The 23,480-nt window shown below is 73.6% G+C and carries 17 protein-coding genes and 2 pseudogenes; 4 read left to right on the top strand and 15 right to left on the bottom strand.

Annotated elements, in window-relative coordinates; all coding sequences use genetic code 11:
* Window positions 1-28: 28 nt before the first annotated feature.
* From ACGFZQ_RS44545 to ACGFZQ_RS44525, 5 genes are all read right to left on the bottom strand, one after another.
* Complete coding sequence (locus ACGFZQ_RS44545; protein ID WP_393845273.1) at window positions 29-1,423, bottom strand: NAD(P)/FAD-dependent oxidoreductase; 1,395 nt, start codon at window positions 1,421-1,423, stop codon at window positions 29-31.
* Window positions 1,410-1,637, bottom strand: coding sequence for a ferredoxin (locus tag ACGFZQ_RS44540; protein ID WP_351734209.1), 228 nt, complete (start codon window positions 1,635-1,637; stop codon window positions 1,410-1,412). The genes ACGFZQ_RS44545 and ACGFZQ_RS44540 overlap by 14 nt, the downstream gene beginning before the upstream one ends.
* Before the next feature lie 144 nt (window positions 1,638-1,781).
* Window positions 1,782-2,453 (bottom strand): hypothetical protein, encoded by a 672-nt coding sequence (locus ACGFZQ_RS44535; RefSeq protein ID WP_393845272.1) that lies wholly within the window; start codon window positions 2,451-2,453, stop codon window positions 1,782-1,784.
* Window positions 2,454-2,732: 279 nt separating this feature from the next.
* Complete coding sequence (locus ACGFZQ_RS44530; protein ID WP_393845271.1) at window positions 2,733-4,421, bottom strand: DUF885 domain-containing protein; 1,689 nt, start codon at window positions 4,419-4,421, stop codon at window positions 2,733-2,735.
* A 33-nt stretch (window positions 4,422-4,454) separates the two neighbouring features.
* Window positions 4,455-4,946, bottom strand: a complete 492-nt coding sequence (locus tag ACGFZQ_RS44525; RefSeq protein WP_393845270.1) for an Lrp/AsnC family transcriptional regulator — start codon at window positions 4,944-4,946, stop codon at window positions 4,455-4,457.
* Between the two features lie 59 nt (window positions 4,947-5,005).
* On the opposite strand from ACGFZQ_RS44525, the gene ACGFZQ_RS44520 reads away from it, so the two are divergent.
* Window positions 5,006-6,214, top strand: coding sequence for a trans-sulfuration enzyme family protein (locus ACGFZQ_RS44520; RefSeq protein ID WP_393845269.1), 1,209 nt, complete (start codon window positions 5,006-5,008; stop codon window positions 6,212-6,214).
* Between the two features lie 98 nt (window positions 6,215-6,312).
* Here ACGFZQ_RS44520 and ACGFZQ_RS44515 read toward each other — a convergent pair whose 3' ends face one another.
* The 5 genes from ACGFZQ_RS44515 to ACGFZQ_RS44495 form a co-directional block, all read right to left on the bottom strand.
* Window positions 6,313-7,725, bottom strand: a complete 1,413-nt coding sequence (locus ACGFZQ_RS44515; protein WP_393845268.1) for a GNAT family N-acetyltransferase — start codon at window positions 7,723-7,725, stop codon at window positions 6,313-6,315.
* 179 nt (window positions 7,726-7,904) lie between these two features.
* Entirely contained in the window at window positions 7,905-10,580 is a 2,676-nt protein-coding gene (locus ACGFZQ_RS44510) for a DUF6493 family protein (protein ID WP_393845267.1), read from the bottom strand.
* Window positions 10,577-11,986: an SWIM zinc finger family protein gene (locus ACGFZQ_RS44505; protein WP_393845266.1), complete on the bottom strand. Its 1,410-nt coding sequence runs from the start codon at window positions 11,984-11,986 to the stop codon at window positions 10,577-10,579. Before ACGFZQ_RS44505 ends, ACGFZQ_RS44510 begins: the two co-directional genes overlap by 4 nt.
* Window positions 11,987-12,196: 210 nt before the next feature.
* Window positions 12,197-13,777 (bottom strand): alkaline phosphatase D family protein, encoded by a 1,581-nt coding sequence (locus ACGFZQ_RS44500; protein ID WP_393845265.1) that lies wholly within the window; start codon window positions 13,775-13,777, stop codon window positions 12,197-12,199.
* A 106-nt stretch (window positions 13,778-13,883) separates the two neighbouring features.
* Window positions 13,884-15,314 carry a PLP-dependent aminotransferase family protein gene (locus tag ACGFZQ_RS44495; RefSeq protein WP_393845264.1) on the bottom strand — a complete coding sequence of 477 codons (1,431 nt, stop codon included), beginning with the start codon at window positions 15,312-15,314 and terminating at the stop codon, window positions 13,884-13,886.
* Here ACGFZQ_RS44495 and ACGFZQ_RS44490 point away from each other — a divergent pair.
* Window positions 15,305-15,766, top strand: a pseudogene (locus ACGFZQ_RS44490) (EamA family transporter); the annotation flags it as partial. The gene ACGFZQ_RS44495 and the pseudogene ACGFZQ_RS44490 sit on opposite strands and share 10 nt — an antisense overlap.
* Before the next feature lie 750 nt (window positions 15,767-16,516).
* On the opposite strand, the gene ACGFZQ_RS44485 reads toward ACGFZQ_RS44490, so the two are convergent.
* A complete protein-coding gene (locus ACGFZQ_RS44485; protein WP_393845263.1) occupies window positions 16,517-17,347 on the bottom strand; it encodes an alpha/beta fold hydrolase in 831 nt (276 codons plus the stop codon).
* 641 nt (window positions 17,348-17,988) lie between these two features.
* On the opposite strand from ACGFZQ_RS44485, the gene ACGFZQ_RS44480 reads away from it, so the two are divergent.
* Window positions 17,989-18,750: a GntR family transcriptional regulator gene (locus tag ACGFZQ_RS44480; protein ID WP_393845262.1), complete on the top strand. Its 762-nt coding sequence runs from the start codon at window positions 17,989-17,991 to the stop codon at window positions 18,748-18,750.
* A 74-nt stretch (window positions 18,751-18,824) separates the two neighbouring features.
* Here the strand turns inward: ACGFZQ_RS44480 and ACGFZQ_RS44475 are convergent, their stop codons facing one another.
* Complete coding sequence (locus tag ACGFZQ_RS44475) at window positions 18,825-19,982, bottom strand: ROK family transcriptional regulator (RefSeq protein ID WP_393845261.1); 1,158 nt, start codon at window positions 19,980-19,982, stop codon at window positions 18,825-18,827.
* 156 nt (window positions 19,983-20,138) lie between these two features.
* On the opposite strand from ACGFZQ_RS44475, the pseudogene ACGFZQ_RS44470 reads away from it, so the two are divergent.
* Window positions 20,139-20,583, top strand: a pseudogene (locus tag ACGFZQ_RS44470) (ABC transporter permease); the annotation flags it as partial.
* 62 nt (window positions 20,584-20,645) lie between these two features.
* Here the strand turns inward: ACGFZQ_RS44470 and mug are convergent.
* The 3 genes from mug to ACGFZQ_RS44455 form a co-directional block, all read right to left on the bottom strand.
* Window positions 20,646-21,134: a G/U mismatch-specific DNA glycosylase gene (gene mug, locus ACGFZQ_RS44465; protein ID WP_393845260.1), complete on the bottom strand. Its 489-nt coding sequence runs from the start codon at window positions 21,132-21,134 to the stop codon at window positions 20,646-20,648.
* A 65-nt stretch (window positions 21,135-21,199) separates the two neighbouring features.
* On the bottom strand, window positions 21,200-22,645 hold the full coding sequence (gene purB / locus ACGFZQ_RS44460; RefSeq protein ID WP_393845259.1) for an adenylosuccinate lyase: 1,446 nt from the start codon (window positions 22,643-22,645) through the stop codon (window positions 21,200-21,202).
* Between the two features lie 195 nt (window positions 22,646-22,840).
* On the bottom strand, window positions 22,841-23,419 hold the full coding sequence (locus ACGFZQ_RS44455; RefSeq protein WP_382530406.1) for a TetR/AcrR family transcriptional regulator: 579 nt from the start codon (window positions 23,417-23,419) through the stop codon (window positions 22,841-22,843).
* Window positions 23,420-23,480: the final 61 nt, after the last annotated feature.

The following is a 23,480-nucleotide window of genomic DNA, read 5'->3' as shown; positions in this document are numbered from 1 at the left end:
TCCTTGGAGCGTCGGGGCCGGGGCGCGGTCAGTGGCGGGCGGGGTGGAAGACCAGCTGCTGGTCGGTCGGCGAGTAGCCGCTGAGGGTCACCATGGGGCCGTGCGTCGGCAGGGCGGGGTCCGGGAAGTCGGCGTCGACCGGCACCCGGCCCTCGGGGCGGCGGTCCACCGTCGGGAACTCCACCGGGAACGGCGCGCCCTTCTCGATCTGCCGCTGGTAGAACTCCAGCCACCGCGTGTTGTCGAAGCTCACCGCGGCGATCGTCCGGCCCTTGTAGCCATACACCCCGACGAACCGGCGTTCGGCCAGCGAGCCCTGCGTGATCATGATCTGCTCGCCCATCGGCGGCACCCCGACCGACTTGATGTTCACCCCGAACTGGGACGACCAGAACGCCGGCACCCACAGGTGCGGCCTGCGCTCGGCGCTCGGGCTGATCATGTTGTGCGCGGCGATCTCGGCCTGCGCGACCGCGTTGCCCCAGTGCTCCAGGGAGAGGAACTGGTAGCCGAACAGCGCGTGCGGGGACCGGGCGACATCGCCGGCGACGAAGATGTCGTCGGTGACGATGCCCCGGAAGTCGAAGGCACGGCAGCCCGCGTCACAGGCGATGCCCTGGGGGCCCGCGCCGAGACCGGATCCGGTGAGCCAGCCGGTGTTGCGCATCGCGCCGAGCGACACGATCACGATGTCCGCCTCGACGATGTTCTCGTCGGACAGATGGACGGCGCGCACCCGGCCGGCCGGGTCGCCCTCCAGCGCGGTGACCATGACCCCGGTGCGCAGGTCCACCCCGTTCTCGCGGTGCATGTCGGCCGCGACCGCGCCGATCACCCCGCCCAGGGCGCCCACCAGCGGCGCGCCCGCGCGTTCCGCCACGGTGACCTCGATGCCGTGCTCCCGGCAGGCCGAGGCGATCTCCGAACCGGTGAACCCGGCGCCGATCACGAACACCCGGCGCGGGCCGGCCTTCAGCCGCCGCAGCAGCGCGGCCGCGTCGTCCCGGGTGCGCAGGGTGAACACGCCGTCCAGCCGGGCCTCGTCCTCCTTGGGCCAGGGCCGGGCGCTCACTCCGGTCGCGATCAGCAGACGGTCGTACTCGACCTCGTCGCCGTCGGCCAGCCGTACCCGCCTGGCCTCGATGTCGAGACCGGTCGCCGCCACCCCCAGCCGCCACTTCGCGTCGATCTCCCGGCGATGGGGCAGCTCGGTGTGCTGTGGGGACGCCTTGCCGAGCAGCACCCCCTTCGACAGCGGCGGCCGGTCGTACGGCTCGTACGGCTCGTCGCCGACCATGGTGAGTTCGCCGGCGAAGCCCTCGGCGCGCAGCGTCTCGGCGGCCCGCAGCCCGGCCAGCGAGGCACCCACGATCACGATCCGGCCCTCGCGCCGGAGCCAGTCGAGATAGTCAGCGGGCGGCATCGGAAGTCCTTCCCACGGCCTCGTCCAGACCGTCGGCCGTGATCGCCTGAACGGGGCAGGCGGCCACGGCGCGGGCCAGCCGCTCCCGCTGCTCCGCCTCGGCGTGCGGGTTGTAGACGAGCGACTCCTCGCCGTGCATGGTGAAGACGTCCGGAGCGAGGAACGCGCACTGCGCGTATCCCTGACATCTGTTGAGATCGACGACAAGGCGCATCATGGCTTCGCCCTTCCGGTGGGCAGGTGTCGTGCGTACCGCCAGCCCGTCCGTCCGGTCCCGGACGGCGGGGAACTCCCCGCACGCCAGCATGGGCGCTCGTGCGTGCCGCCGCGCGCCGGGGACTTCCGATCGGGTGAGTGCTCAGGACGCCGGGGCCGCGGCGGAGCGGCGGAAACCCGCCACCACGATGTACGAGCTGAGCAGCAGCGACCAGGCCGGGAACACCAGCTCGGCCCAGGGCACGACCGACGACACGAACAGCAGGACCACGGTGCTGAGGAAGCCCAGCACCGTGAGCCAGCGCGGCAGGATGCCCAGTCGGTGCCCGATCACCGAGGTGGAACAGACGAAGACGGCCGCCATCCGCATCGCGTACCCGGTCATCAGCGTGTAGGCGAAGTGCTGACCGAAGTCCCAGGTGGGCCGGGAGGGCGAGGTACCCGCCGGATGCGCGGTGTCCAGCAGGGCCGCGGCCGCCGCGGCGGCGCCGAACATCGTCGCCGTGAAGACCAGCCCGCTGCCGAGGAACACGGTGGCGATGAACCGGTCCTCGCTGTCACCGACATGGGTGCGCACCGCGCCGATGAACCACAGGAAGAAGATGCCGGCGAACGGCACCAGCGTGAGGGCGGCGTGGACGGCGCTGCGCCGGGCGGGGTCCGCTCCTTGGGGGTTGACCGCGTCGGCGCCCTGCGGGATGCCCAGCCGGATCAGCACGATCGCGGCGGCCAGCAGCAGTGCGAAGACGATGCCGGCCACACCTGCGGCACGGGGGGCCTCCAGCGACTGCCGAGGTGGCGTGGAGGTCTGCATGCGCGGCTCGCTTCCTGTCCGATGGCCCCCGCACCAGCAAGCCGCCTGCGCCCGGCCGCCGCCACCGGAGCACCCCCGAACGGCAGACGGCGCCACCTGGGCCGACGTCTTGGGCGCCGCTCCCCGGTGTGAGCGCGGCGAGGCCCAGACGGTCGTGGCCGCGCGGTTCCCGGCCGGACACGGGTCTGCCCGACGACCCGGGCGACTCATCGCAGGAGGCGCACCGGGTCACCGGGCAGGTCGTCGGCTCCGCGGGCGGCTGCCGCCGCCGGCGTACCGTCAGAGCTGGGACAGCTCGTCCACCAGGTCGTCCAGGCCCAGCGAACCCTGGGACAGGGCCGCCATGTGCCAGGTCTTGAGGTCGAAGCCGTCGCCGCGCCGCTCCCGCGCCTGCTCCCGGCCCAGCAGCCAGGCCCGCTCGCCCAGCTTGTAGCCGATGGCCTGCCCCGGCATGGACAGGTAGCGGGTCAGCTCGCTCTCCACGAAGTCCGCCGGCCGGCTGCTGTGCGCGCCGAAGAACTCCTGCGCCAGCTCCGGCGTCCACCGCTCCCCGGGGTGGAAGGGGGAGTCGTCCGGGATCGTCAGCTCCAGGTGCATGCCGATGTCGATGATGACCCGCGCCGCGCGCATCATCTGCGCGTCCAGGTAACCGAGCCGGCGCTCCGGGTCGGTGAGGAAGCCCAGCTCGTCCATCAGCCGCTCCGCGTACAGCGCCCAGCCCTCGGCGTTGGCGCTGACCATGCCCACACTCGCCTGGTAGCGGGAGAGGTTCTCGGCGATGTGCTTCCACTGCGCCAGCTGGAGATGGTGGCCGGGCACGCCCTCGTGGTACCAGGTCGAGACCAGGTCGTAGACCGGGAACCGGGTCTGGCCCATGGTCGGCAGCCAGGTGCAGCCCGGGCGCGAGAAGTCGTCCGACGGCGGCGTGTAGTAGGGCGCCGCCGCGCTGCCGGGAGGAGCGATCCGGGACTCGACACGGCGGACCCGCTCGGCCAGGTCGAAGTGGGTGCCGTCCAGCTTCTCGATGGCCTCGTCCATCACGGACTGCAGCCAGCGCTGGACCTCGTCGACGCCCTCGATGTGGGTGCCGTGCTCGTCCAGGTGCGCCAGCGCCACCCACGGCGTGGCCGCGCCGGGCAGGATCTTCTCGGCCTCGGTCCGCATCTCGCCGAGCAGCCGGTGGTATTCGGACCAGCCGTACGCGTACGCCTCGTCCAGGTCGAGGTCGGTGCCGTTGAAGTAGCGGACCCAGCGGGCGTACCGCTCGCGGCCCACCACGTCGGGGGCGCCCTCGATCGCCGGCGCGTACACGTCCCGCATCCACTCGCGCAGCGTCGCGACGCCCTGGGTGGCGGCGCGGGCGGCCTCGTCCAGCTCGGTGCGCAGCGCCTCGGGCCCGGACGCGGCGAACTGCTCGAACCAGCCCCGGCCGTCGCCCGTGTCGGTCCATTCGCCGAGCTGTCCGACGAAGGTCGCGGTGGCACGCGGCCCCGCGTGCAGCTTCCGTTCCAGACCGAGTTCCAGGGACTGCCGGTAGCCCTCCAGCGCGGCCGGCACCGCGCGCAGCCGCTCGGCGACCGCCGCCCAGTCCTCCTCGGTGGCCGTGGGCGTCACGGTGAACACCTGGCGTACCGCGTGCGCGACCGAGCTCAGGTTGCTGACGGAACGCAGGCTCTCGTCCGCCTCGTGCACGGCGAGGGAGGCGGTGAGCCGCTCGCGCAGCAGACGTGCGCAGCGACGCTCGATGTCACTGTCCGCGCCGGGCTGCCGCTCGGCCTCGTCGAGCCGGGCGAGGGTGTCACGCTGGAGCCGGGCGAGCGCCTCGTCGCCGGCCGGCGAGGTGTCGGGCAGCCGGCTCGAACTCTCTTTGACGCCGAGGAACGTACCGGTGATCGGATCGAGGGCGATGAGCTCGTCGACGAAGGTGTCGGCGACCTGACGGGGCAGCGGGCTGTTGGTCTGTGACATGCGGTCCATCCTCGTACGACGGGCCGCCGCACGTCACTGGGATTGAGCTGTCGGCGTAGGCGGGAGCAGCGGTCCGCACTCCCACTGCTGGAAGATCAGGCGGGTCTCCACCCGGGCCACTTCGCGCTGGGACGTGAACTCGTCGAGGACCAGCCGCTGGAGGTCCGCCATGTCGGCCACGGCCACATGCACGAGGTAGTCGTCGGGACCGGTCAGATGGAACACCGTCCGCGACTCCGGCAGCGCCCTGATCCGCTCCACGAACGGCCCCACCAACTCCCGTCGGTGCGGCCGCACCTGCACCGACAGCAACGCCTCGAGACCGCGCCCGAGCTTGGCCGGATCGAGCTCCAGCCGATGCCCGAGGATCACTCCGGAGCGCCGCAGCCGGGTCACCCGGTCCAGACAGGTGGAGGGCGCCACGCCCACCCGGGCGGCGAGGTCGCGGTAGGTGGTCCGGGCGTCGTTCTGCAGCAGCCGCAGCAGATGCAGATCGACCGGATCCAGTACGACAGATTCGGCCATACGGCGAACGTAACACGGTGTTCGCTCCCCGTACCCCGCTCGATGTTCACCCTTCGGCCATGGACTCGACGAGCACCTACGACGACTCAGTGAGCACCTACGACGACTCGGCGCAGCTCCGCGACACGGTGACGCGGCGGTCCGGCGCCGTGCGCGCCCTGGCCACCGAGGCCGTCCACGCCGGCCGCGACGACCTCGCCCGCCAGGGCCTGCACGCCCCGCCGATCGATCTGTCCACCACCTACCCGTCCTACGACAGCCGCGCCGAGGCCGCCCGCATCGACGCGTTCGCCACCGACGGCGCGGACCCGGCGGGCCCGCCGGTCTACGGGCGCCTCGGCAATCCGACGGTCGCCCGCTTCGAGACCGCCCTGGCCCGACTGGAGGGCACCGAGTCGGCCGTCGCCTTCGCCAGCGGCATGGCCGCGCTGAGCGCCGTGCTGCTCGCCCGCGCGGCGGCCGGCCTGCGCCATGTCGTCGCCCTACGGCCCCTGTACGGGTGCAGCGACCACCTCCTCACCGCCGGTCTTCTCGGCACCGAGGTCACCTGGACCGACCCGGCCGGCATCACCGACGCGCTGCGCCCGGAGACCGGCCTGGTGCTGGTCGAGTCCCCGGCCAACCCGACCCTCGCCGAACTCGACCTGCGGGCCGTCGCCCACGCCTGCGGCACGGTCCCGCTGCTCGCCGACAACACCTTCGCCACCCCCGTCCTCCAGCGCCCCGCCGAACACGGCGCCCGACTGGTGCTGCACAGCGCCACCAAGTACCTCGGCGGCCACGGCGACGTGCTGGCCGGGGTGGTCGCCTGCGACGAGGAACTCGCCGGGCAGCTCAGGAAGATACGTTTCGCGACCGGGGGTGTACTGCACCCGCTGGCCGGCTATCTGCTGCTGCGCGGCCTGTCCACCCTTCCGGTACGGGTCCGGGCCGCCTCCGCCACCGCCGCCGAACTCGCCCGCCGCCTCACCGCAGACCCGCGCGTCGCCCGTACCCACTACCCGCGCCTGGGCGGCGCGATGATCGCCTGCGAGGTGTACGGCGATCCCCACGAGGTCGTCTCCCGGGTACGGCTGATCACCCCGGCCGTCAGCCTCGGCAGCGTCGACACCCTCATCCAGCACCCGGCCTCCATCAGCCACCGCATCGTGGACGAGGGGGACCGCAGGAGCGCTGGGGTAAGCGACCGGCTTCTGCGGCTGTCGGTGGGGCTGGAGGACGTGGACGATCTGTGGGCGGACCTGGACCGGGCACTGGGGGACATCTGAGCGCCCCGGAAGGGGCGCGGGGCCGTATCGATGTGCGGCTCCGCCGCGCGGGCGCGACCAGCCCCCACGCACCCGCAGTCGTGGGACGCCCTTGAGCCCTACGGCGCTTCGGCCTTCCCGGCCTCACCCGCACCGGAAAGCCACCCCATGGCAGCCACGGCATCCCCCGGCTCCGCCGGAACCGCCGCCAGCCGCGCGGTGATGACCAGCGTCCCTTCCTCGATCTGATAATCCAACGGCAACCCCAGCCCCCGCATCGCCGCCACCATCCCGGTGTTCGACGCCTGCGTCACCGCGTACACGCTCTCGCAGCCCGCCTCGACGGCCATCCCCACCAGCCGACCCAGCAGTTCGCTGCCGATGCCGCGCCGCTGCCAGTCGTCCTCGACGAGCAGCGCGACCTCCGTCTCGTCCCCGTCCCACAGCAGATGCCCGAGGCCGACGATCCGGCCCGACGCGGTCTGCACGGCCAGCGTCCGGCCGAAGCGGGGGCTGAGCAGGTGGTTCAGATAACGGTCCGCGTCCCCGACCGGACCGTGGTAGCGCAGCCCGAGAGTCCGTGCCGAGCAGCGCTCGTGCATCGCCTTCGCGGCCTCCACGTCACCGGTGTCGGCCCGGCGTACGGTGATCTCCCTGCCCTCGGGCAGGGTGAGCACGTCCTGACTGGGCGGGATGCGCGGCCCGAGCCGGGCGTCCAGCTCCACCAGTGCCCGCGCCCGCGCGAACTCGGTCGGCGTGAACGGCAGATACGGCCGCTCCACGGTGATCACTCCACCCTCCGGTGCGCGCAGCCGCATCACGGTGTCCTCCAGGGCCCCTTCGACGGGAACCGTCTCGGGGCTCCGGGCCCCGCCGACCGGATGGGCGGGGAGCGAGCGGATCGTGCACCTCCCCAACAACTGCCGGAGGGCCAGCGGAAGTTCCGCCGCGTCCAGGGCGGTTCGGGTCGCCAGGCTCAGGACCCGGGTCGGAGCGTCCACCAGGTCGTGTGCGTCGGCCCGCTCGATCCAGGTGTCCGTGCCCCCGGCCAGCGCGACCGCCCGGGTGATCTCGCCGGCCGTCAGCAGGCCCGGGGCCCGCAGCAGGAACTCGTCCACCGTGCCGTCGGCCAGCGGGTGCGTCTGCAGGTTCAGGATGTCGACCGCGTGCCCGGCGAGCGCGGTGCACAGCGCCGCCAGCGAGCCGGGCTCGTCCCGCACGGTCGTCCGCATCCGCCACAGCGTGCTGTCCACGCCTTGGGCCGCAGGGGTCTGCGTACCGGTCCCGGCCTGCCGCGTCTCGGGGACGGTCGGCCGGGCGCCGGTATCGCTGTCGGTCACCGGAGGTGCGTGACCTGGGCGCCTCGCCCACCAGACGTGGAATCCCGCCGTCGCCGCCAGCACCAGCGCCGAGATCACCAGCAGCGCCGGACCGTCGGGGCCGTGCCCGATCAGGTTCGCCACCGCGTCCGCCACCGCGACGGCTGTGAACAGGGCGGCCAGTTCGACGACGTCCCGTCGCCAGTGGTGCACGGGACGTCCGTTCCGTGTGCGCGTCACATCAGACATGTCTCGATTCATGCATCCACTGTGAAGGAAGGGTGTTGCGTGATCACGAACGCTCTGTGACCGACGGGTAAAGCGTGCTTATGTTGTTTTTGTGCTGTTTTTACTCTTGCCGAGGTATCTGAAATGACCGGTTCTGGTCTCTGTCACGCGGCCGCCTCCTCGCCCAGCGCGTCCCGCAGCCGGCGGGCCTGGACCACCAGACGGGACGAGCCGCGCCGGGCCGCCGCCTGGGAGAGATGGGGCAGCGCACCGCGGGCCCCGGACCGCTCGGCGCACTCGGCGGCGACCGAGAGCAGCTCCCCGAGCCCACGGACCGGACCCGGTGTGCCCGCGCCCGCCGTCGCGAGGTCGGCGAGCAGCACGGGAAGGGTGTGCCGGAGCATCTCCCATATCGTCGTGTTGGCCCCGGTGGCCGCGGCCGTCCGCGCCGACTCGGCCAGCCGCAGCGGCTTCACCGCACCGCGCCGGACCAGCTGGCCCAGGTCGGCGCCCAGCCGCTCCGCGTCGAGCTGCCCGCGCGCGGCGAGCACCAGCAGCGCGTCCACCGCGGCGAGCCGGTCCTCCGGATGCCGGGCGCCCAGCCCGTAGGCGACGCACAGACGGGTGCTGTCACCGGCGGTGCCGCCGGACTCGGCGAGCAGCGGAAGGGCGGCGGCGATACCCCGCTGATCGTCCACGGCGGCCTGGGACAGGTCGTGCACCAACCGCACGGCGACCAGCTCGCGCTGTTCGGGGAGGACGGCCAGCCAGTGCTGGTGGTTCTCCTGACCCCAGTGGTGGCAGTACCGCTGCTCGTCGCCGGCCGTGACCGGCCGGCCCAGCCGCCGGAACGCCTCCGGGAAGTCCGCCTGGAGTTCCAGGACTTCACCCGACTCGACCAGGATCCGCACCCCCGAGGTCCGGTGGTGGGACGTGGGCAGGGCGGGTCCCCCGGCGGAGAGCCGGCGCGCGAGCCGCTCGCCCTCCGGCGTCCCGAGTGCCGCCGCCCGCTCGGCCGCCGCCAAGGCCGCCGCACGGTCCTCGCGGCGCACCCGCAGCAGCGCCTGCGCGAAGTCGGCGGCACCGACCCGGGCGCCCAGCCGTCCGTAGACCGCGAGCCGGTCGACCAGCTCGCCCGGTTCCAGCAGCCCGGTGCTCCACGACGGCGTGGCCAGCAGCAGCGGCTGCGGATCCGTCCTTATCCGGTACGCCAGTTCGCGCAGCCGGACGTCGAACACCCGGGAGAACCCGGTGTGCGCGCACTCGTGATCGGCCGGGCCGCGCTGCTGGGCGGCGAACAGGGTGTCCGTGCCGACCACCCCGAACAGCGTGGCCAGCAGCAGCTCCAGGCCGTCCCGGGCGCCGAGGAGTCCGTAGCGGGTGTTGCCGAAGTACTCGTCGGTGTGCCACCAGCGGCGGGCATCGGGCTGGCTCCACCAGCGGGTGGCGGCCACCGGTTCGAGCGCCGCCCGCAGCGCGTCCTGGTCGCGGTGGGCGTGCCGGGCCAGCCCGTCCAGCGCCCGCTCGAACGCGGCCACGTCCCCGTCGGCCGCCAGCAGGGCTCCGACCTCCTCGGCGAGTTCCACCGCCGAATCCGGCGCCGGAGCCGGCCGGAACGGTTCCGGCGCCGGCGGCAGCACCTCCTCGTAGCCCTCGGGTCCCTCAGGCGCCGCTACAGCCGCGATCCCCAGGGCATCGGCCGCCCGGGTACGCAGGACGGGACTCAACTGCCCGGCCGCGCCGGCGATGTCGGACCGGGCCGCCGGGTCGTCGAGCCTCTTCGCGTGCCGCTCCACCAGCTTCAGTGCCCGCTCCTGCACCTGGGTGTCCTCGTGCCCGAACGCCTGGGCCACGGTCGGCAGCAGTTGTGCCGCCGAGGCCGGCTCACGGGCGAGCGCCTTGCCCAGCAGCACCAGCTGGGCGCGCACCAGCTTCTTCTCGGTGCGGAACAGCAGCCCTTCGGAGGCCTCGGCCAGCTGCCGCGCGGTGAGCCCGCCGTCGAGCGCCAGGGCGGCGAGGACCGCCTGGGCGTGGGCGGCGACGGGGGAGACGGCGTCCCGGGCCAGAGCCGTCCAGTCGGTGACGCGCTCGCGCTCCTCCTCCCGGGTGAGGGCGAGCTGGACCAGCACCGGCAGGAAGATCCGGTGGTCGGTCGGGCCGCCGCCGCGCAGCAGACGGGCGACACAGGCGTCGGCCACGGCCCCGCGGTCCAGTTCACCCCTGCGGGTGAGCTCCGCGATCGCGCTCTGCCAGGAACCGGGACCGTCACCGAACAGCCAGCGGACCTCGCCCGGATCGGAGAGCTCGAACAGGCCGTTCACCAGCGGCGCGAGGTCCGGCTCGGCCCGCAGCCGGTCGATCAGGGGGACGCGCCCCCAGCCATGGCCGATGTGCCGGACCCAGCCGACCACATAGGCGTCCGTCACCGGCACCTCGCATCCCGAGCGGCGCACCAGCCCGGCCATCAGCGGGAAGGGCACGTCCGCGGAGACCGGCCGGGCGGCGAGGCGGCGCGCCACATCGGCCTGCCAGCCGGTGTCCCGGCCGGCCAGCGCCCGCAGCAGCGTCTCCGTCGGCGCCTGCCGCCAGCGCATGTCGGCTCCGGCGATCCAGGTCGCGGCCGCCGCGGCCCCCGAGTGACACATCGCCCCGGCCACCTGAAGCGCCGGATACATGCGGTCGAGCCGGTTCCGCTGCTCCCACGGCAGGGCCCGCACCTCCTTGCGCAGCCTCTTCAACTCCGGCAGCAGCGCCCGCCGTTCGGCATCCGGCGTCTTCCTCAGCAGGAGCTCCGTCTCGCCCGCGCGCCCCATCCGCACCGCTTCCAGCACCGCACTCATCGCGTACCCCCGTCGATCTCCGCCATGTCCTGCTCCACCGCTGCACCGCGCCGCACCATCCGCACCGCCAGCGCGTGCTTGCACGGCCCGCGCCCGCCCCGGTACTTCGCCCACCACAGACAACTGCAGCTCAGCACCCCCGCCGCATCCCGCACCCGGTGCACATGACCGTCCTCGGCCGTCACCGTGCCGACAGCGTCCTCGACGGTCACCGCGCCCGCGGCCACCAGCGCCCGGGCCGAGCGCAGCCGGGGGTTGTGCCGCTCGACGCGGCCCGCGTCGTACGGCAGCTCCCGGTGGAAGTAGGCGGCCTCCGCCGTGTCGTAGCCGACCCGTCCCGAGGTGCCGAGTCGGATCAGGGCCGCGCGGACCTGCTCCGGGGTGAGCCCGGCGGAGGCGGCCAGGTCGGCCACGTCGACCCGGGGCTCCCAGGCCAGCAGCACCGCGATCAGCTCCGCGTCCTCGGCGGCCGCGTCGGTGGCGAGCGCGTCCAGCACCCCGCCCTCGCCGGAGAACCCGCGGGCCGCGTCGGGCGACAGGGTCAGCGTCAGCCGCATGCCCGGCAGCACGACCTCCCAGGCGGCGGCCGAACCGGAGACCGTGAGGGCGCCCTGCGGGCCGTAGACCCGCAACGCCGTCGCATGGCGCAGCACCCGCTGGAGCGCGGCCAGCCGCTCCGGTCCCGGCAGGCACACCGCGCCCGGCACCGGGCGGGTCGTCGGCCGCAGCCCCCGGCCCGCCCGCACCACCCAGCGGGGCCCGGCCGGGCCCCGGCGGGCCGTGCCGGCGCGGGGAAGCGAGCGCAGGAACCGCACCGCCTCCTCGGCCGGCAGCTCGGCCCGCAGGTCGAACCCGGCCGCTATGACCTGCGCCTCCGCGAAGCCGCGCAGCCAGCGGTCCGGCAGCGGGACCTTCTTCTCCACCACGGGGCCGTCGAGCGTGGTCACCGCCAGCTCCTCGGGGCCGACGCGCAGATGCAGCGGATCGTCGGTGCCCAGCCGGGAAAGGGCCTCCCGCAGCGGGTTGTTGACGTCGACGTTCGTGGTGCCGCGGCCCACCTCGGCGCCGTCCAGACCCGGGCCGAGCACGTCCAGCCGGGCGTACACCCCGCCGCAGCCGGAGAAGGACTCGAAGCGCAGCCGGTCGCCGTTGCCCGTCACCACCGGGTCCAGCGAGGCGCGCAGCTGCGGCTGGTAGTACCGCGCGGCCGCCACGTCGGCCACCGCGAGCAGTCCGGCGGCGGCCACCTGAGGCGAGGTCAGGAAGCCCGCGAAGAACCGCGGATGGTCCTCGACCCCGGTGGGCGTGGCACCCCGGGAGGTCTCCAGTCCGAGATGGCGTCCGTCGGCGGCGGAGCGCAGCACGGAGGGTTGGCGATAGGCCACGGCCTGTGAAGATCGCGTCATGGAAAAACCGTAGAGGCGACCACTGACAATCGGCTCTGACCTGCGAAAACGCCCTGTGGGCGGGCAAGTTCGGGGATGCGGCGGGACCCGCGCAGGGGAATGCGGCTCGGCCCGTGTCGAGGATGTGGCGGGACGCGTGCCGGGGAGTGCGGCAGGGCCCCGCACCGGGGGATGACGCCGGTGCGCGGCCCTGCGAAAAGCGTACGGGAGTTACTGGCCGACCCGGCCCGGCTGCAGGGTCCGGGTGAACAGCACGGTGCCGTCGTACTCGCGCAGCCGGACCGTCAGCTCACCGCTGTGGCCGTCGATGTCGACCTCGCCGAAGAACTGGTAGCCCTCGGCGGGAGACACGTTCGAGGCGGTCGGCGCCTTGACGAACACCCGGTCGGGCCCGAAGGTGCCGTCCAGCGCGCTGGCCGGGAAGGCACCGGCGTTGAGCGGTCCCGAGACGAACTCCCAGAACGGCGCGAAGTCGTTGAACGCGGCCCGCGACGGGTCGTAGTGCTGGGCCGAGGTGTGGTGGACGTCCGCCGTCAGCCACACCGTGCCGGTGATCTTCCGGTGCTTGATGTACCGCAGCAGCTCCGCGATCTGCAGCTCGCGGCCGAGCGGCGCGCCCGGGTCGCCCTGGGCGACGGCCTCGAAGTGCGCCTTGCCCTCGACCGGGTCGGGCACGACCAGGCCGATCGGCATGTCCGCAGCGATCACCTTCCACACCGCACGCGACCGGGACAGCTCGCGCTTGAGCCACTCCAGCTGCTCGGCGCCGAGGATGCCCTGCGGGTCGGTCGTCTGGTCGTCGGGCGAGTTCGCGTTGCGGTAGGTCCGCATGTCCAGCACGAACACGTCGAGGAGCGGGCCGTGGTGGTGGACGCGGTAGATCCGGCCGTCCGGGCGGCCGCTGATCGTGGAGATCGGGAAGTACTCCGAGAACGCCCGCCGGGAGCGCACCGCCATGTCGTCCAGCCTGGTGCCGGCCGGGTAGGGGGTGCCGGTGCCGATGACCTCGCCCGGGTACCAGTTGTTGCGGACCTCGTGGTCGTCCCACTGGATGACGTTCGGCACCTGGGCGTTGAACCGGCGCAGCGCCTCGTCCAGCAGGTTGTAGCGGAAGTTGCCGCGGAAGTCGTCCAGGGTGACCGCGACGTGCGACTTCGCCTCGGAGGTGACATTGCGGTACAGGCTGCCGTCGGGCAGCGCCTGCGTCGCCGTGATCACACCGTCGGCGTAGATGTTGTCACCGCTGCACAGGAAGAAGTCCGGGTCCAGCTTCGCCATCGCGTCGAAGATGCGGTAGCCGCCGATGGACTCGTTGATGCCCCAGCCCTGCCCGGCCAGGTCGCCGGACCACAGGAACTTCACGCCCTGGCGGCGGCGCGCGGACGCGGTGCGGAAGGTGCCGGTGATCGGCTCGCCGGTGCGGCGCGGGTCGTCGGGGTCGGCGAGCAGCACGCGGTAGTGGATCTGCTCGCCGGACGGCAGCCCGTGCAGCCGCGTGGTGCCGGTGAAATCGCTGTCCGCGCCGAGCAGCGGTCCCCGCCACCTGCGCGGGTTGCGGAACGACTCGGTGGCCGAGGTCTCCACGATCATCCGGGCCGGCCGGTCCGAACGGACCCACACCAGGCCGGAGTCGGCGGTCACGTCGCCCGCCTGCACACCCCAGCCGGCCCGGGGCCGCCCGGAGAGCGCGAACGCCGGGGCCGCACCGAGCGCCGTGGGCAGGGTCAGGGCCGCCGACGCGGCGAGGGAGCCGCGCAGCACGCTGCGGCGGTCGGGGGACGAAAGGGACATGAAGGGCCTCCAGGGCGGGATCCGGCCAGTTGTGCACAGCCACAACTACTGGTGCGCCGCAGCGCTCACGGAAACCGCAAGTGAACAACTGCCCGGCCCCGGAAGGTCACCCGTCGAGCGCCTCCGCCATCACCCGCACCCCCTCCCGGATCCGCGCCGGCGGCAGCTGCGCGTACCCCAGTACCAGCCGTACGACGGAGTCGTCGGCCGGCGTGTGCGTGCACGCGCCGAGCGGGCGCACCGCGACCCCGGCGGCCGCCACCCGCGCCACGAAGCGGCTTTCCGGCCCGCAGGACTCCGGGAGTTCGGCGATCGCGTGCAGCCCCGCGGCGATCCCCGACACGCGCGCGTGCGGGAAGTGCTCGGCGAGCGAGGCCACCAGGGCGTCCCGGCGCTCCCGGTAGGCGCGCTGACAGCGGCGCAGCTGACGGTCGTAGTCGCCGCGCTCCAGGAACCGGGCGAACACCGCCTGGTCGAGGGAGGGATGCCCCAGGTCCGTGGTCCGCTTGCGGTCCACGACGTCGTGCGCCAGGAACTCCGGCACCAGCAGCCAGCCGAGCCGCAGCCCCGGGGCGAGGGACTTGCTGACCGATCCCATGTAGGCGACGCGTTCCGGGTCGAGACCCTGGAGCGCGCCGACCGGGGCGCGGTCGTAGCGGAAGTCGCCGTCGTAGTCGTCCTCCAGCAGCAGGCCGTCCACCGAACGGGCCCAGTCCAGCAGCCGCGTCCGGCGTTCCGCGGAGTAGGCGATCCCGGTCGGGTACTGGTGGGCGGGCGTCGTCACCACCGCGCGTACCCCCGAGTCGCGGAGCGGGCCCAGGGCCAGGCCCTCGGCGTCCAGGGGCAGCGGTACGGTGCGGATCCCGGCCGCCGCGTACAGGCCGTCGTGCTGGGGGCTGCCGGGGTCCTCCACGCCGATCTCGTGCACCCCGCGCGCGTGCAGCACGGATCCGAGCAGCGCGGCCGCCTGCGCCACCCCGGAGACGACCGTGATCCGTTCCGGGTCGGCGACCACGCCCCGGCGCCGGGCGAGCAGTTCGGCGAGGGCCGAGCGGAGCCGGGGCAGCCCGCGCGGGTCCGGGTAGCCGAGGTCGCGGTGCGGGAGTTCGGCCAGCACCTCGCGCTGTGCGGCGGCCCAGGCGGCGCGCGGGAACAGCGCCAGATCCGGTGACCCCGGTACGAAGTCCACCCGCATCCCCGGCGGGCGCGGCGCCAGATCACGCGTGGGTGCCGACGCCGCCCGTACCGCACCGCCCACCCAGGTCCCCGCACCCCGTCCGCTGCGCAGGTAGGCCTCCGCCGTCAGCTGTTCGTACGCCTCGGTGACCAGCCCGCGCGACACGCCGAGGTCCTTGGCCAGCTCCCGGCTCGACGGCAGCCGGGTGCCGGGCGCGAGCCGCCCCGCGCGGACCGCCTCGCGCAGGGCCGCCTGGAGGAAACGGCCACGCGCGCGTGCCGGTGCCGACGCGGCCGGCAGCAACAGCTCCCAGGCGGCGGAACCCGGCAGGCCGTCCGGATTGGTCCCCGATGACGTCATGGAAGTGGACCTTAATCCGGGCCGCCGGTGTTCCTAGCGTCGTCCTCATGAACGCGACCACCACACGCGGCGCCCTTCTGGCGGCGTTCGCCTATGTGCTCGTCGGGGCCTCCTTCACGGCCAACAGCGTGCTGGGCCACTACCCCTACGCGGGCGGCCAGTTCCTGCGCTACGGGCTGGCCTGTCTCCTGCTCGTGCCGTTCGTCGGCCCGGGCGTCCGGGGGCGGCTGCGGGGGCTCGGCGCACGCGGGTGGCTGCGGCTGGTGCTGGTCGCCGCCGTCGGGATGGTCGGTTTCAATCTGGCGATCCTCGCCGCCGAGCGCACCGCGGAACCGGCGGTTCCGGGTGTCTTCGTGGGGTGCGCTCCGGCGGTGGTCGCGGTCCTGGTCCCGCTCCTCGACGGGCGCGGGCCCCAACGCCGGGTTCTGCACGGGGCGTTGCTGGTCGCCGTCGGTGCCTTCGCCGTCCAGGGCTGGGGGCGTACCGACGCGAGCGGGGTCGTCTTCTCGGTGTGCGCGCTGGCCGGCGAGGTCGGGTTCGCGGTGCTCGCGGGGCCGGTACTGCGGGCGCTCGGGCCACGGTTGCTGACCGCCACGGTGTGCGCCGTCGCCGCGGCCGAGGCGGCGGTGGCCGGGGCCGCGCTCGACGGCGGGGCGTGGCTGCGCCGGCCCGACGCCACGGAGACGGCCGCACTGCTGTGGCAGGCGGCGGTCGTCACCGTCGTCGGTTTCGTGTGCTGGTACATGGGCGTGCAGCGGATCGGCACCGAGCGCGCGACGCTCCTCACGGGCCTCGTCCCGCTCGCCGCCGTCGCCACCGCCCCCCTCGTCGGAACGGGCGCCTACGGCCCTGCCCAGGCCGTAGGCGGCGCCTTGGTGGGCACGGGGGTCGCCCTGGGCTCCGGCGCCCTGCCGCGCATCGGCCGCGGTGTGGTGGGTGTCGGTGTGCTGGGTCGTGCCGGCCGTCGGGTGGTGGGTGGTGGTGTGCTGTGGCGTGCGGTCCGCGGTGTGATGGGTGTCCGTGCGCTGCGCCGTGCCGGCCGTCGGGTGGTGGGTGTCCGTGCGCTGCGCCGTGCCGGCCGTCGGGTGGTGGGTGTCCGTGCGCTGCGCCGTGCCGGCCGTCGGGCGGTGGCTGCCGGAGACCGGTCCGGGGCGGGGTGTCGGCCGGTGACCGCCGACACGCCACCCCGCGCCGGGCGACGGTCAGCGGCTGCCGTCCAGGATGATCCGTGCGACCAGCGCCGGGTCGTCGTTCATCGGGCAGTGGCCGCAGCCGGGCAGCCGGACCAGGCGGGCCTTGGGGATGATCTGCTTGGCCCGGACCCCCTGACGGCGCACCAGCAGCATGTCCCGGGTGCCCCAGCCCACGGTGACCGGGATGCCGGGCACGTCGTCGGTGAACTGGACGGCGGCGCCCGCCCGCAGGGTATCGGCGAACCCGGTGGCCCGCGCGAGCGCGAGCGTCTCGGCGACCACGGCCTCGGGTGAACGGCGCGCCGGGCGCGCGTAGATGGTGCTGGTCAGGGCCGTCCGCCCGGCGGCCGTCCGGGACAGCCGCTCGACCAGCGGGAGCGGCAGCCGCTCCGCGATCCGCCGCATGGCGAGGAGCACGCCGAAGGCGTAGCGCCGCTCGGCCTGCGACCAGAATCCGGCGGGGGAGAGGGCGGTGACGGACCGTACGAGCTTCTCGCGGCCCAGCTCCAGGGCCAGCAGTCCGCCGAGCGAGTTGCCTGCCACATGCGGCCGGTCCAGCTCCAGCGCCTCGAACAGGGCGGCGAGCACGGCGTTGGTCGTGGGCAGGTCGTAGGCGAGGCCCGCGGGAAGCCCGGGGGAGGCGCCGAAGCCGGGCAGGTCCACGGCGATCACGTCCCGCTCGGTCGCGAGGATGTCCACCACCGGGTCCCAGGCCTGCCGGTGATGCCCTATGCCGTGGATCAGGACCAGCGGCTCACCGCGGCCCACGCGCGCGTAGGAGACGGTCACGTCCTGCCGGCCCTGCGCGGCCGGGACTTCGAGCGAGACGGTGGCGGACATGGAGGCTCCTCGTCTGGGACATCGACTGACGTCGTAGACAGCTTGTCAGCAATTGCTACTGGCGGGTAGTCCCCGGTCGGTGTGTCGCGCCTCGGCGGCGGACGGCGTCACCCAACGCACCCCGCACGGCTCCGGATTGACATCGGGATGCCCGAGGCGCCGCATGGGCGTCGACTGCGGCGGCAGCCGCATGTCCACGGCCCGCGGGGCCGCCGGTCGGCAGCGGTCCGTGGATCATTCTGGGCCGAGCGCGCGGCGAACGGGGCGATTCCGACCGGAGACGGGGAAACGTGTCGGGGCAGGAGGCCGGGATCGACGCCGCCGACGGTCCCGTCCGGACCATCCGGACCGTCCGCATCGTCCGTGGAACGAGCAAGCAGTGGCCCCTCGCGGCCCGCTGGCCCAGGCCGCCCCACGGCTCCCGTCGTGCGACGGGAGCTTTGCCGCAATGTCACGAAAACGCCCCTGTGCGAACGCCCCGTGAACGCTGTATGGCACCGCTTACTATGCGCTGCCCATGGGATCGAGGATTGGTCTTGACCAAGGGTGTGCGCCGCCTTATGGTCGCAGATAAGTACAACAACCTTTAATAAACAAGGGCGCTAAAACGCCGCCGGACCACGGCGATTGCGGAGGACAGGGTGGGGACCACGCAGCTGGAATCGGTGCCGGAACCGAAGTACTGGCATCTCAAGACCGTGCTCAGTGAGGCACTCGACTCGGAGTTCTCGGTCGGCGAGATCCTGCCCAACGAGCGCGACCTCGCCGCCCGCTTCGGCGTGGCCCGCGCCACCCTCCGTCAGGCCCTCGAACAGCTCGAACTGGAGGGTCGCCTCCAGCGCCGCCGCGGTGTCGGTACGACGGTGGCGCCCCCGCGCATGGGCGTGGCCGTCGGTACCGACCAGCACGCCTGGCCGGGCGCCGCCGAGGACGGCTGGCAGCCGGTCGACTGCGCCCTCGCGGTGCCGCCCGCCGCCGTCGCGGCCGCCCTGGAGACCGGCGCGGAGGAGCCGGTGCACATCGTGCGCCGCTCCCGCGTCTCCCACGGCCAGCCCGTCGCCGCCGAGCTGCTCTACATCCCGGCGTCCTCGGTCCCGGACCTGACGGCGATCGACGCGCCGTCCGGATCGGCACGCGCGCGTGCCGTGCTGCGGGAGCTGCAGCGCCTGGCGCTGGAGGGTCAGGACCGCTCCGTGGAGCTCGGCTCGGCCCGCGCGGACGACGCCAAGGAGCTCGACCGCCTCCCCGGTGCCCCGGTCCTCGTCGTCACCACCCGCTTCCTCGCCGCCGGCCGCACCGCCGCGCTCTCCGTCGCCACCTACCGCGCGGACACCTGCCGGCTGACCTTCGGCGACTCCGGCGGCGTGGAGATCCACCACGGACCCGAGCGGCAGGCCTCGTAGCCACCGAACCGCAACAGGACGCGCCCCGGAACTCCTCCGGGGCGCGTCGCGTTTCACGGCGGCTGCACGGCCGTTCAGCGGCGCGCGGTGACCGTCCCGTCCACCGCGAACAGCTGCTCCTCCACATGGTCGAGGGCGAGCCGGAGCGCGCCGGTCGCCACCGCCGCCTCGCCGAGGAGGGAGAGCGCCACCCTCGGCGGGCGCAGACAGTAGCGGGCGAGTTCGCGGCGCAGCGGCTCCAGGACACCGTCGAGCCCCGCCGCCCAGCCGCCTATCACCACCAGCTCCGGATCGAGGGCCAGCGCGAGCGCGGCCACGTCGTGGACCAGCCGCTGGATGAACCGGTCGACCGCGGCCCGCGCCCGCGTGTCCCCCTTCCGGGCCAGCGCGAACACCTCGGCGACCGCCTGCTCGTCCAGCGGGTGCAGCGGTTCGTCGGTGGTGGACAGCAGCGTCTCCGGGGTCACCTCCCGGCCCAGCAGATGCAGCGCGCCGATCTCCCCGGCCGCCCCGCCGTAGCCCCGGTGCAGCCGTCCGCCGATCAGCGAACCGGCGCCCGGACTCAGCCCGGCCATCACCATCACCACGTCGTCGGACTCGGTGGCCGCGCCCTTCCAGTGCTCGGCCACGGCCGCCGCGTTGGCGTCGTTCTCCACCAGCACCGGGCACTTGAAGGACCGGCTCAGCCGCTCGCCGAGCCGCAGTCCCGTCCACTGGGGCAGCGCGGTGCCCAGCCGCACCCGGCCGTCCGCCTCGACGATGCCCGGCGTGCCGACCCCGACGGCCCGCAGCGAACTGCGCGGCACCCCGGCCCGGCGCAGCAGTTCGGCGACCGCGGTGCGCAGCCGCTCCAGCCGCTCGTCCGCGTCGGCCGTCTCGTCCACGTCCTTGGCCTGCGTCCCCAGCACCTGGCCGTCCAGATCGGCCAGCAGCGCGGCGACGCGGTGCGCGCCGATCTCCAGACCGAGCAGATGCCCGGCCTCGGCCCGGAACCGGAACCGCCGCGCGGGCCGCCCCTGCCGCCGGGTGGCACCCTCCTCGGCCGCCTTCTCGACGACCAGACCGGCCTCGATGAGCCCCTCGACGACCCCCTCGACGGTCGGCCGGGACAGTCCGGTTACCCGGGTGATCTCGGTCAGGGTCGCGCAGTCCGTGGCACGCAGCGCGTGCAACACCACCGCGGAATTGATCCTCCGCAGCAGCGACGGATCACCGCCGGTCAGTCCCGCCAACGTCCGTCCTCCCAGCTAGCCCTGCGTGTTGGCCGGATCGTACTTCGGTAGCGACGACCCCGGCGAGTGCCTGGCGCCCCCTACCTGTCGAGGATCCGCGATCAGCGGGGCACGACGAACCCCGAAGGCATCGTCTGGACCCGCGAGTTGCTGCGCCGGCTGCCCCTGCCCGCCGTGCCCGACCGCCGGCGCTGGTTCGCGGCAAAGGCCGCCGCGATCGCGCTGCCGGTGCTCGCCGTCGGTCCGGTCACCGGCCTCGTCACCCTCGTACTGGGCAAATCCCTGCTCGGGGCTGACGGGCCGACCTGGTCCGAAGGACTGCGCGGGGGCCCTGGGCTGCGGCGTCTACCTGACGCTGATGGCCCTGCTCGCGGCGGGACTGGCGGCCGTCCTGCGCAGCGGGACCGCGACGCTCGGCATCCTGATCCCGTTCCTGCTGATCGTGTCCTTCGTGATCGGCGACCTGGCCGCCGCCGGCGCCGACCTGCTGCCCGGCCGGGCCGGTCAGGCCGTCCTGCACAGCGCCCCGGACGGGGCCCTGGGCCCCTGGACCGGACTGGCCGTGACCGTGCTGTGGACGGCGGGCGCACTGCTCGCCTGAGCCCGGAGCGTGCGCCGACGGGACGCCTGACGGCCCGCAACCGGCTTTCCAGCGGTGAGCGGCTAGCCCTCGGCCGCCTCCCGCAGCCGCCCGAACTCCTCCGCCATCGTCGCCGCCGTCCAGTGCGCGTTCAGTCCGCTGGGGTTCGGCAGCACCCACACCCGGGTGTCCCCGATCAGCCGCTCCTGCGGGCCCACCCGGGCCGTGCGATCGCCGAACGCGGCCCGGTAGGCCGTGACGCCCACCACCGCCAGCCATCGCGGCCGCACCCGGGCCACCTTCGCCGTCAGCAGCCGCCCGCCCTCGGTGTACTCCGCCGCCGTCAGTTCGTCGGCGCGCGCGGTCGCCCGCGCCACGACGTTCGTGATGCCGAGCCCGTACGACAGCAACTCGCCCTGTTCCGCGGGCTTCAGCAGCCTCGGGGTGAACCCGGACAGGTGCAGCACCGGCCAGAAACGGTTGCCGGGACGGGCGAAGTGGTGGCCCGTGGCGGCCGTCATCAGGCCGGGGTTGATGCCGCAGAACAGCACGTGCAGGCCGTCCGCGATCACGTCCGGGACGAGACGGTCGCGGGCGGCCTCCAGCTCCGCCGCGGTGAAGCGAGGGGAGCGGCTGGTCAGAGGATCGCTCCAGGGGTGTAGCCGACGGCCTCCGGGTGCTGCTTGGCGATCTCCTCGATCCGGCCGACGACGGCACCGACCTGTGCGGCGGCCGCGCCCGTGAAGGACAGCTTGTCGGCCATCAGGGCCGTCAGCCGCTCGCGGTCGAGCGGCAGCCGCTCGTCGGCGGCCAGCTTGTCGAGCAGGTCGTTGCGCTCGGCGCCCTGCTCACGCATCGCCAGCGCGGTGGCGACGGCGTTCTCCTTGATCGCCTCGTGCGCGACCTCACGCCCGACGCCCGCCCGCACCGCGCCCATCAGCACCTTGGTGGTGGCGAGGAACGGCAGGTAGCGGTCCAGCTCGCGGGCGATGACGGCGGGGAACGCGCCGAACTCGTCGAGGACCGTCAGGAAGGTCTCCAGCAGACCGTCCAGCGCGAAGAACGCGTCCGGCAGGGCCACCCGGCGCACCACCGAGCAGGACACGTCGCCCTCGTTCCACTGGTCGCCCGCCAGCTCGCCGGTCATCGAGGCGTAGCCGCGCAGGATCACCATCAGGCCGTTGACGCGCTCGCAGGACCGCGTGTTCATCTTGTGCGGCATCGCCGAGGAACCGACCTGGCCCGGCTTGAAGCCCTCGGTGACCAGCTCGTGCCCGGCCATCAGCCGGATCGTCTTGGCCAGCGACGACGGCGCGGCCGCCAGCTGCACCAGCGCGGTCACGACCTCGTAGTCCAGCGACCGCGGGTACACCTGGCCGACCGACGTGAACGCCTGCGAGAAGCCCAGGTGCCGTGCGATCCGGTTCTCCAGCTCGGCCAGCTTCGCCGCGTCCCCGCCCAGCAGGTCCAGCATGTCCTGGGCCGTACCGACCGGGCCCTTGATGCCCCGCAGCGGGTAGCGGCCGAGCAGCTCCTCGACCCGGCCGTACGCCACCAGCAGCTCGTCGGCGGCGGTCGCGAAGCGCTTGCCGAGGGTGGTCGCCTGCGCGGCCACGTTGTGCGAGCGGCCGGCCATGACCAGCTCCGCGTACTCACCGGCCAGCTTGCCCAGCCGCGCCAGGACGGCCACCGCGCGGTCGCGCACCAGCTCCAGCGAGAGCCGGATCTGCAGCTGCTCGACGTTCTCCGTCAGGTCGCGGGAGGTCATGCCCTTGTGCACGTGCTCGTGCCCGGCGAGGTCGTTGAACTCCTCGATCCGCGCCTTCACGTCGTGCCGGGTGACCTTCTCGCGCTCGGCGATGGAGGCCAGGTCGACGGTGTCGAGGACCCGCTCGTAGTCGGCGATCGCCGCGTCCGGCACCTCGATCCCGAGGTCCTTCTGGGCCCGTAGCACGGCGAGCCAGAGCTGCCGCTCCAGCTTCACCTTCTGCTCGGGCGACCAGAGCGTGGCGAGCTCGGCGGAGGCGTAGCGTCCGGCGAGGACGTTCGGGATGCGGGGCTTGGCGGGGGCGGCAGAAGTCACGTGTACGGATTCTACTGGCGGTTCCTGCAGGCCAACGCCACAGGTCCGCTCGTGCGAAGCTACGAGAGCCGTGTCACGGCCAGGTCGTGTCCTCCGGCCCGGCCCGCCGGCGGCCCGGCCCCTACCCGGCGGCACGGGCCCTGGGGCCCGTATCGGGTCGTGATCAATGGGCACCGCAGCTTCCGGGACGGCGTGTCAGACCACGGCGAGTCGGTCCACCAGCAGCTCCACCCTCCGCTCGGCGTCCCCCGGCGGCAGCCGTCCCGCCCGGGTCAGGGTTGCCAGTCCGTGCAGGGCCGCCCAGAACACCTCGGTGAACAGTCCCGGGTGGACGCCGTCCCCGGCGACCTCGGCGAGGCTCTCCAGCAGGGCGGCGAAGGCGTCCTTCAGCGGCTCAGGGGTGTCCTCCTTCGCGAACGCCAGGCCGCCGTCGAGCTGGAACATGGCGTCGTAGACCGCCGGGTTGCGCTCGGCGAAGTCGAGGTAGGCGCGGGCGAGGGCGGTGACCCGGGTGCGCGGGCCGTCCGCGGCGGAGGTCGCGGCCCGCAGTGCCGCGGCCATCTCGGCGGCGCCTTCGAGGGCGACGGCGCCGATGATCTCGCGCTTGCCGCGAAAGTGGCTGTAGAGGACGGGCTGGCTGTATTCGATGCGCTCGGCGAGCCGGCGGGTGGTGACCGCGTCCCAGCCCTGCTGCTCGGCGAGTTCGCGGGCCGTCGCCACGATGAGGCGCTCGCGGCCCGCCCGTTCGCGCTCCTTGCGTTCCTGTACCGACATGCATCGATCCTAGCACTGCTAGACAATCGAGCAGTAGAAGGTCTAGCGTTGCCTCATCAGC

This window comes from Streptomyces sp. NPDC048254 (assembly GCF_043201895.1).
Taxonomy (GTDB): Bacteria; Actinomycetota; Actinomycetes; order Streptomycetales; family Streptomycetaceae; genus Streptomyces.
The sequence above is the reverse complement of the archived record's forward strand: the minus strand, read 5'-3'. Positions and strand labels throughout refer to the sequence as shown.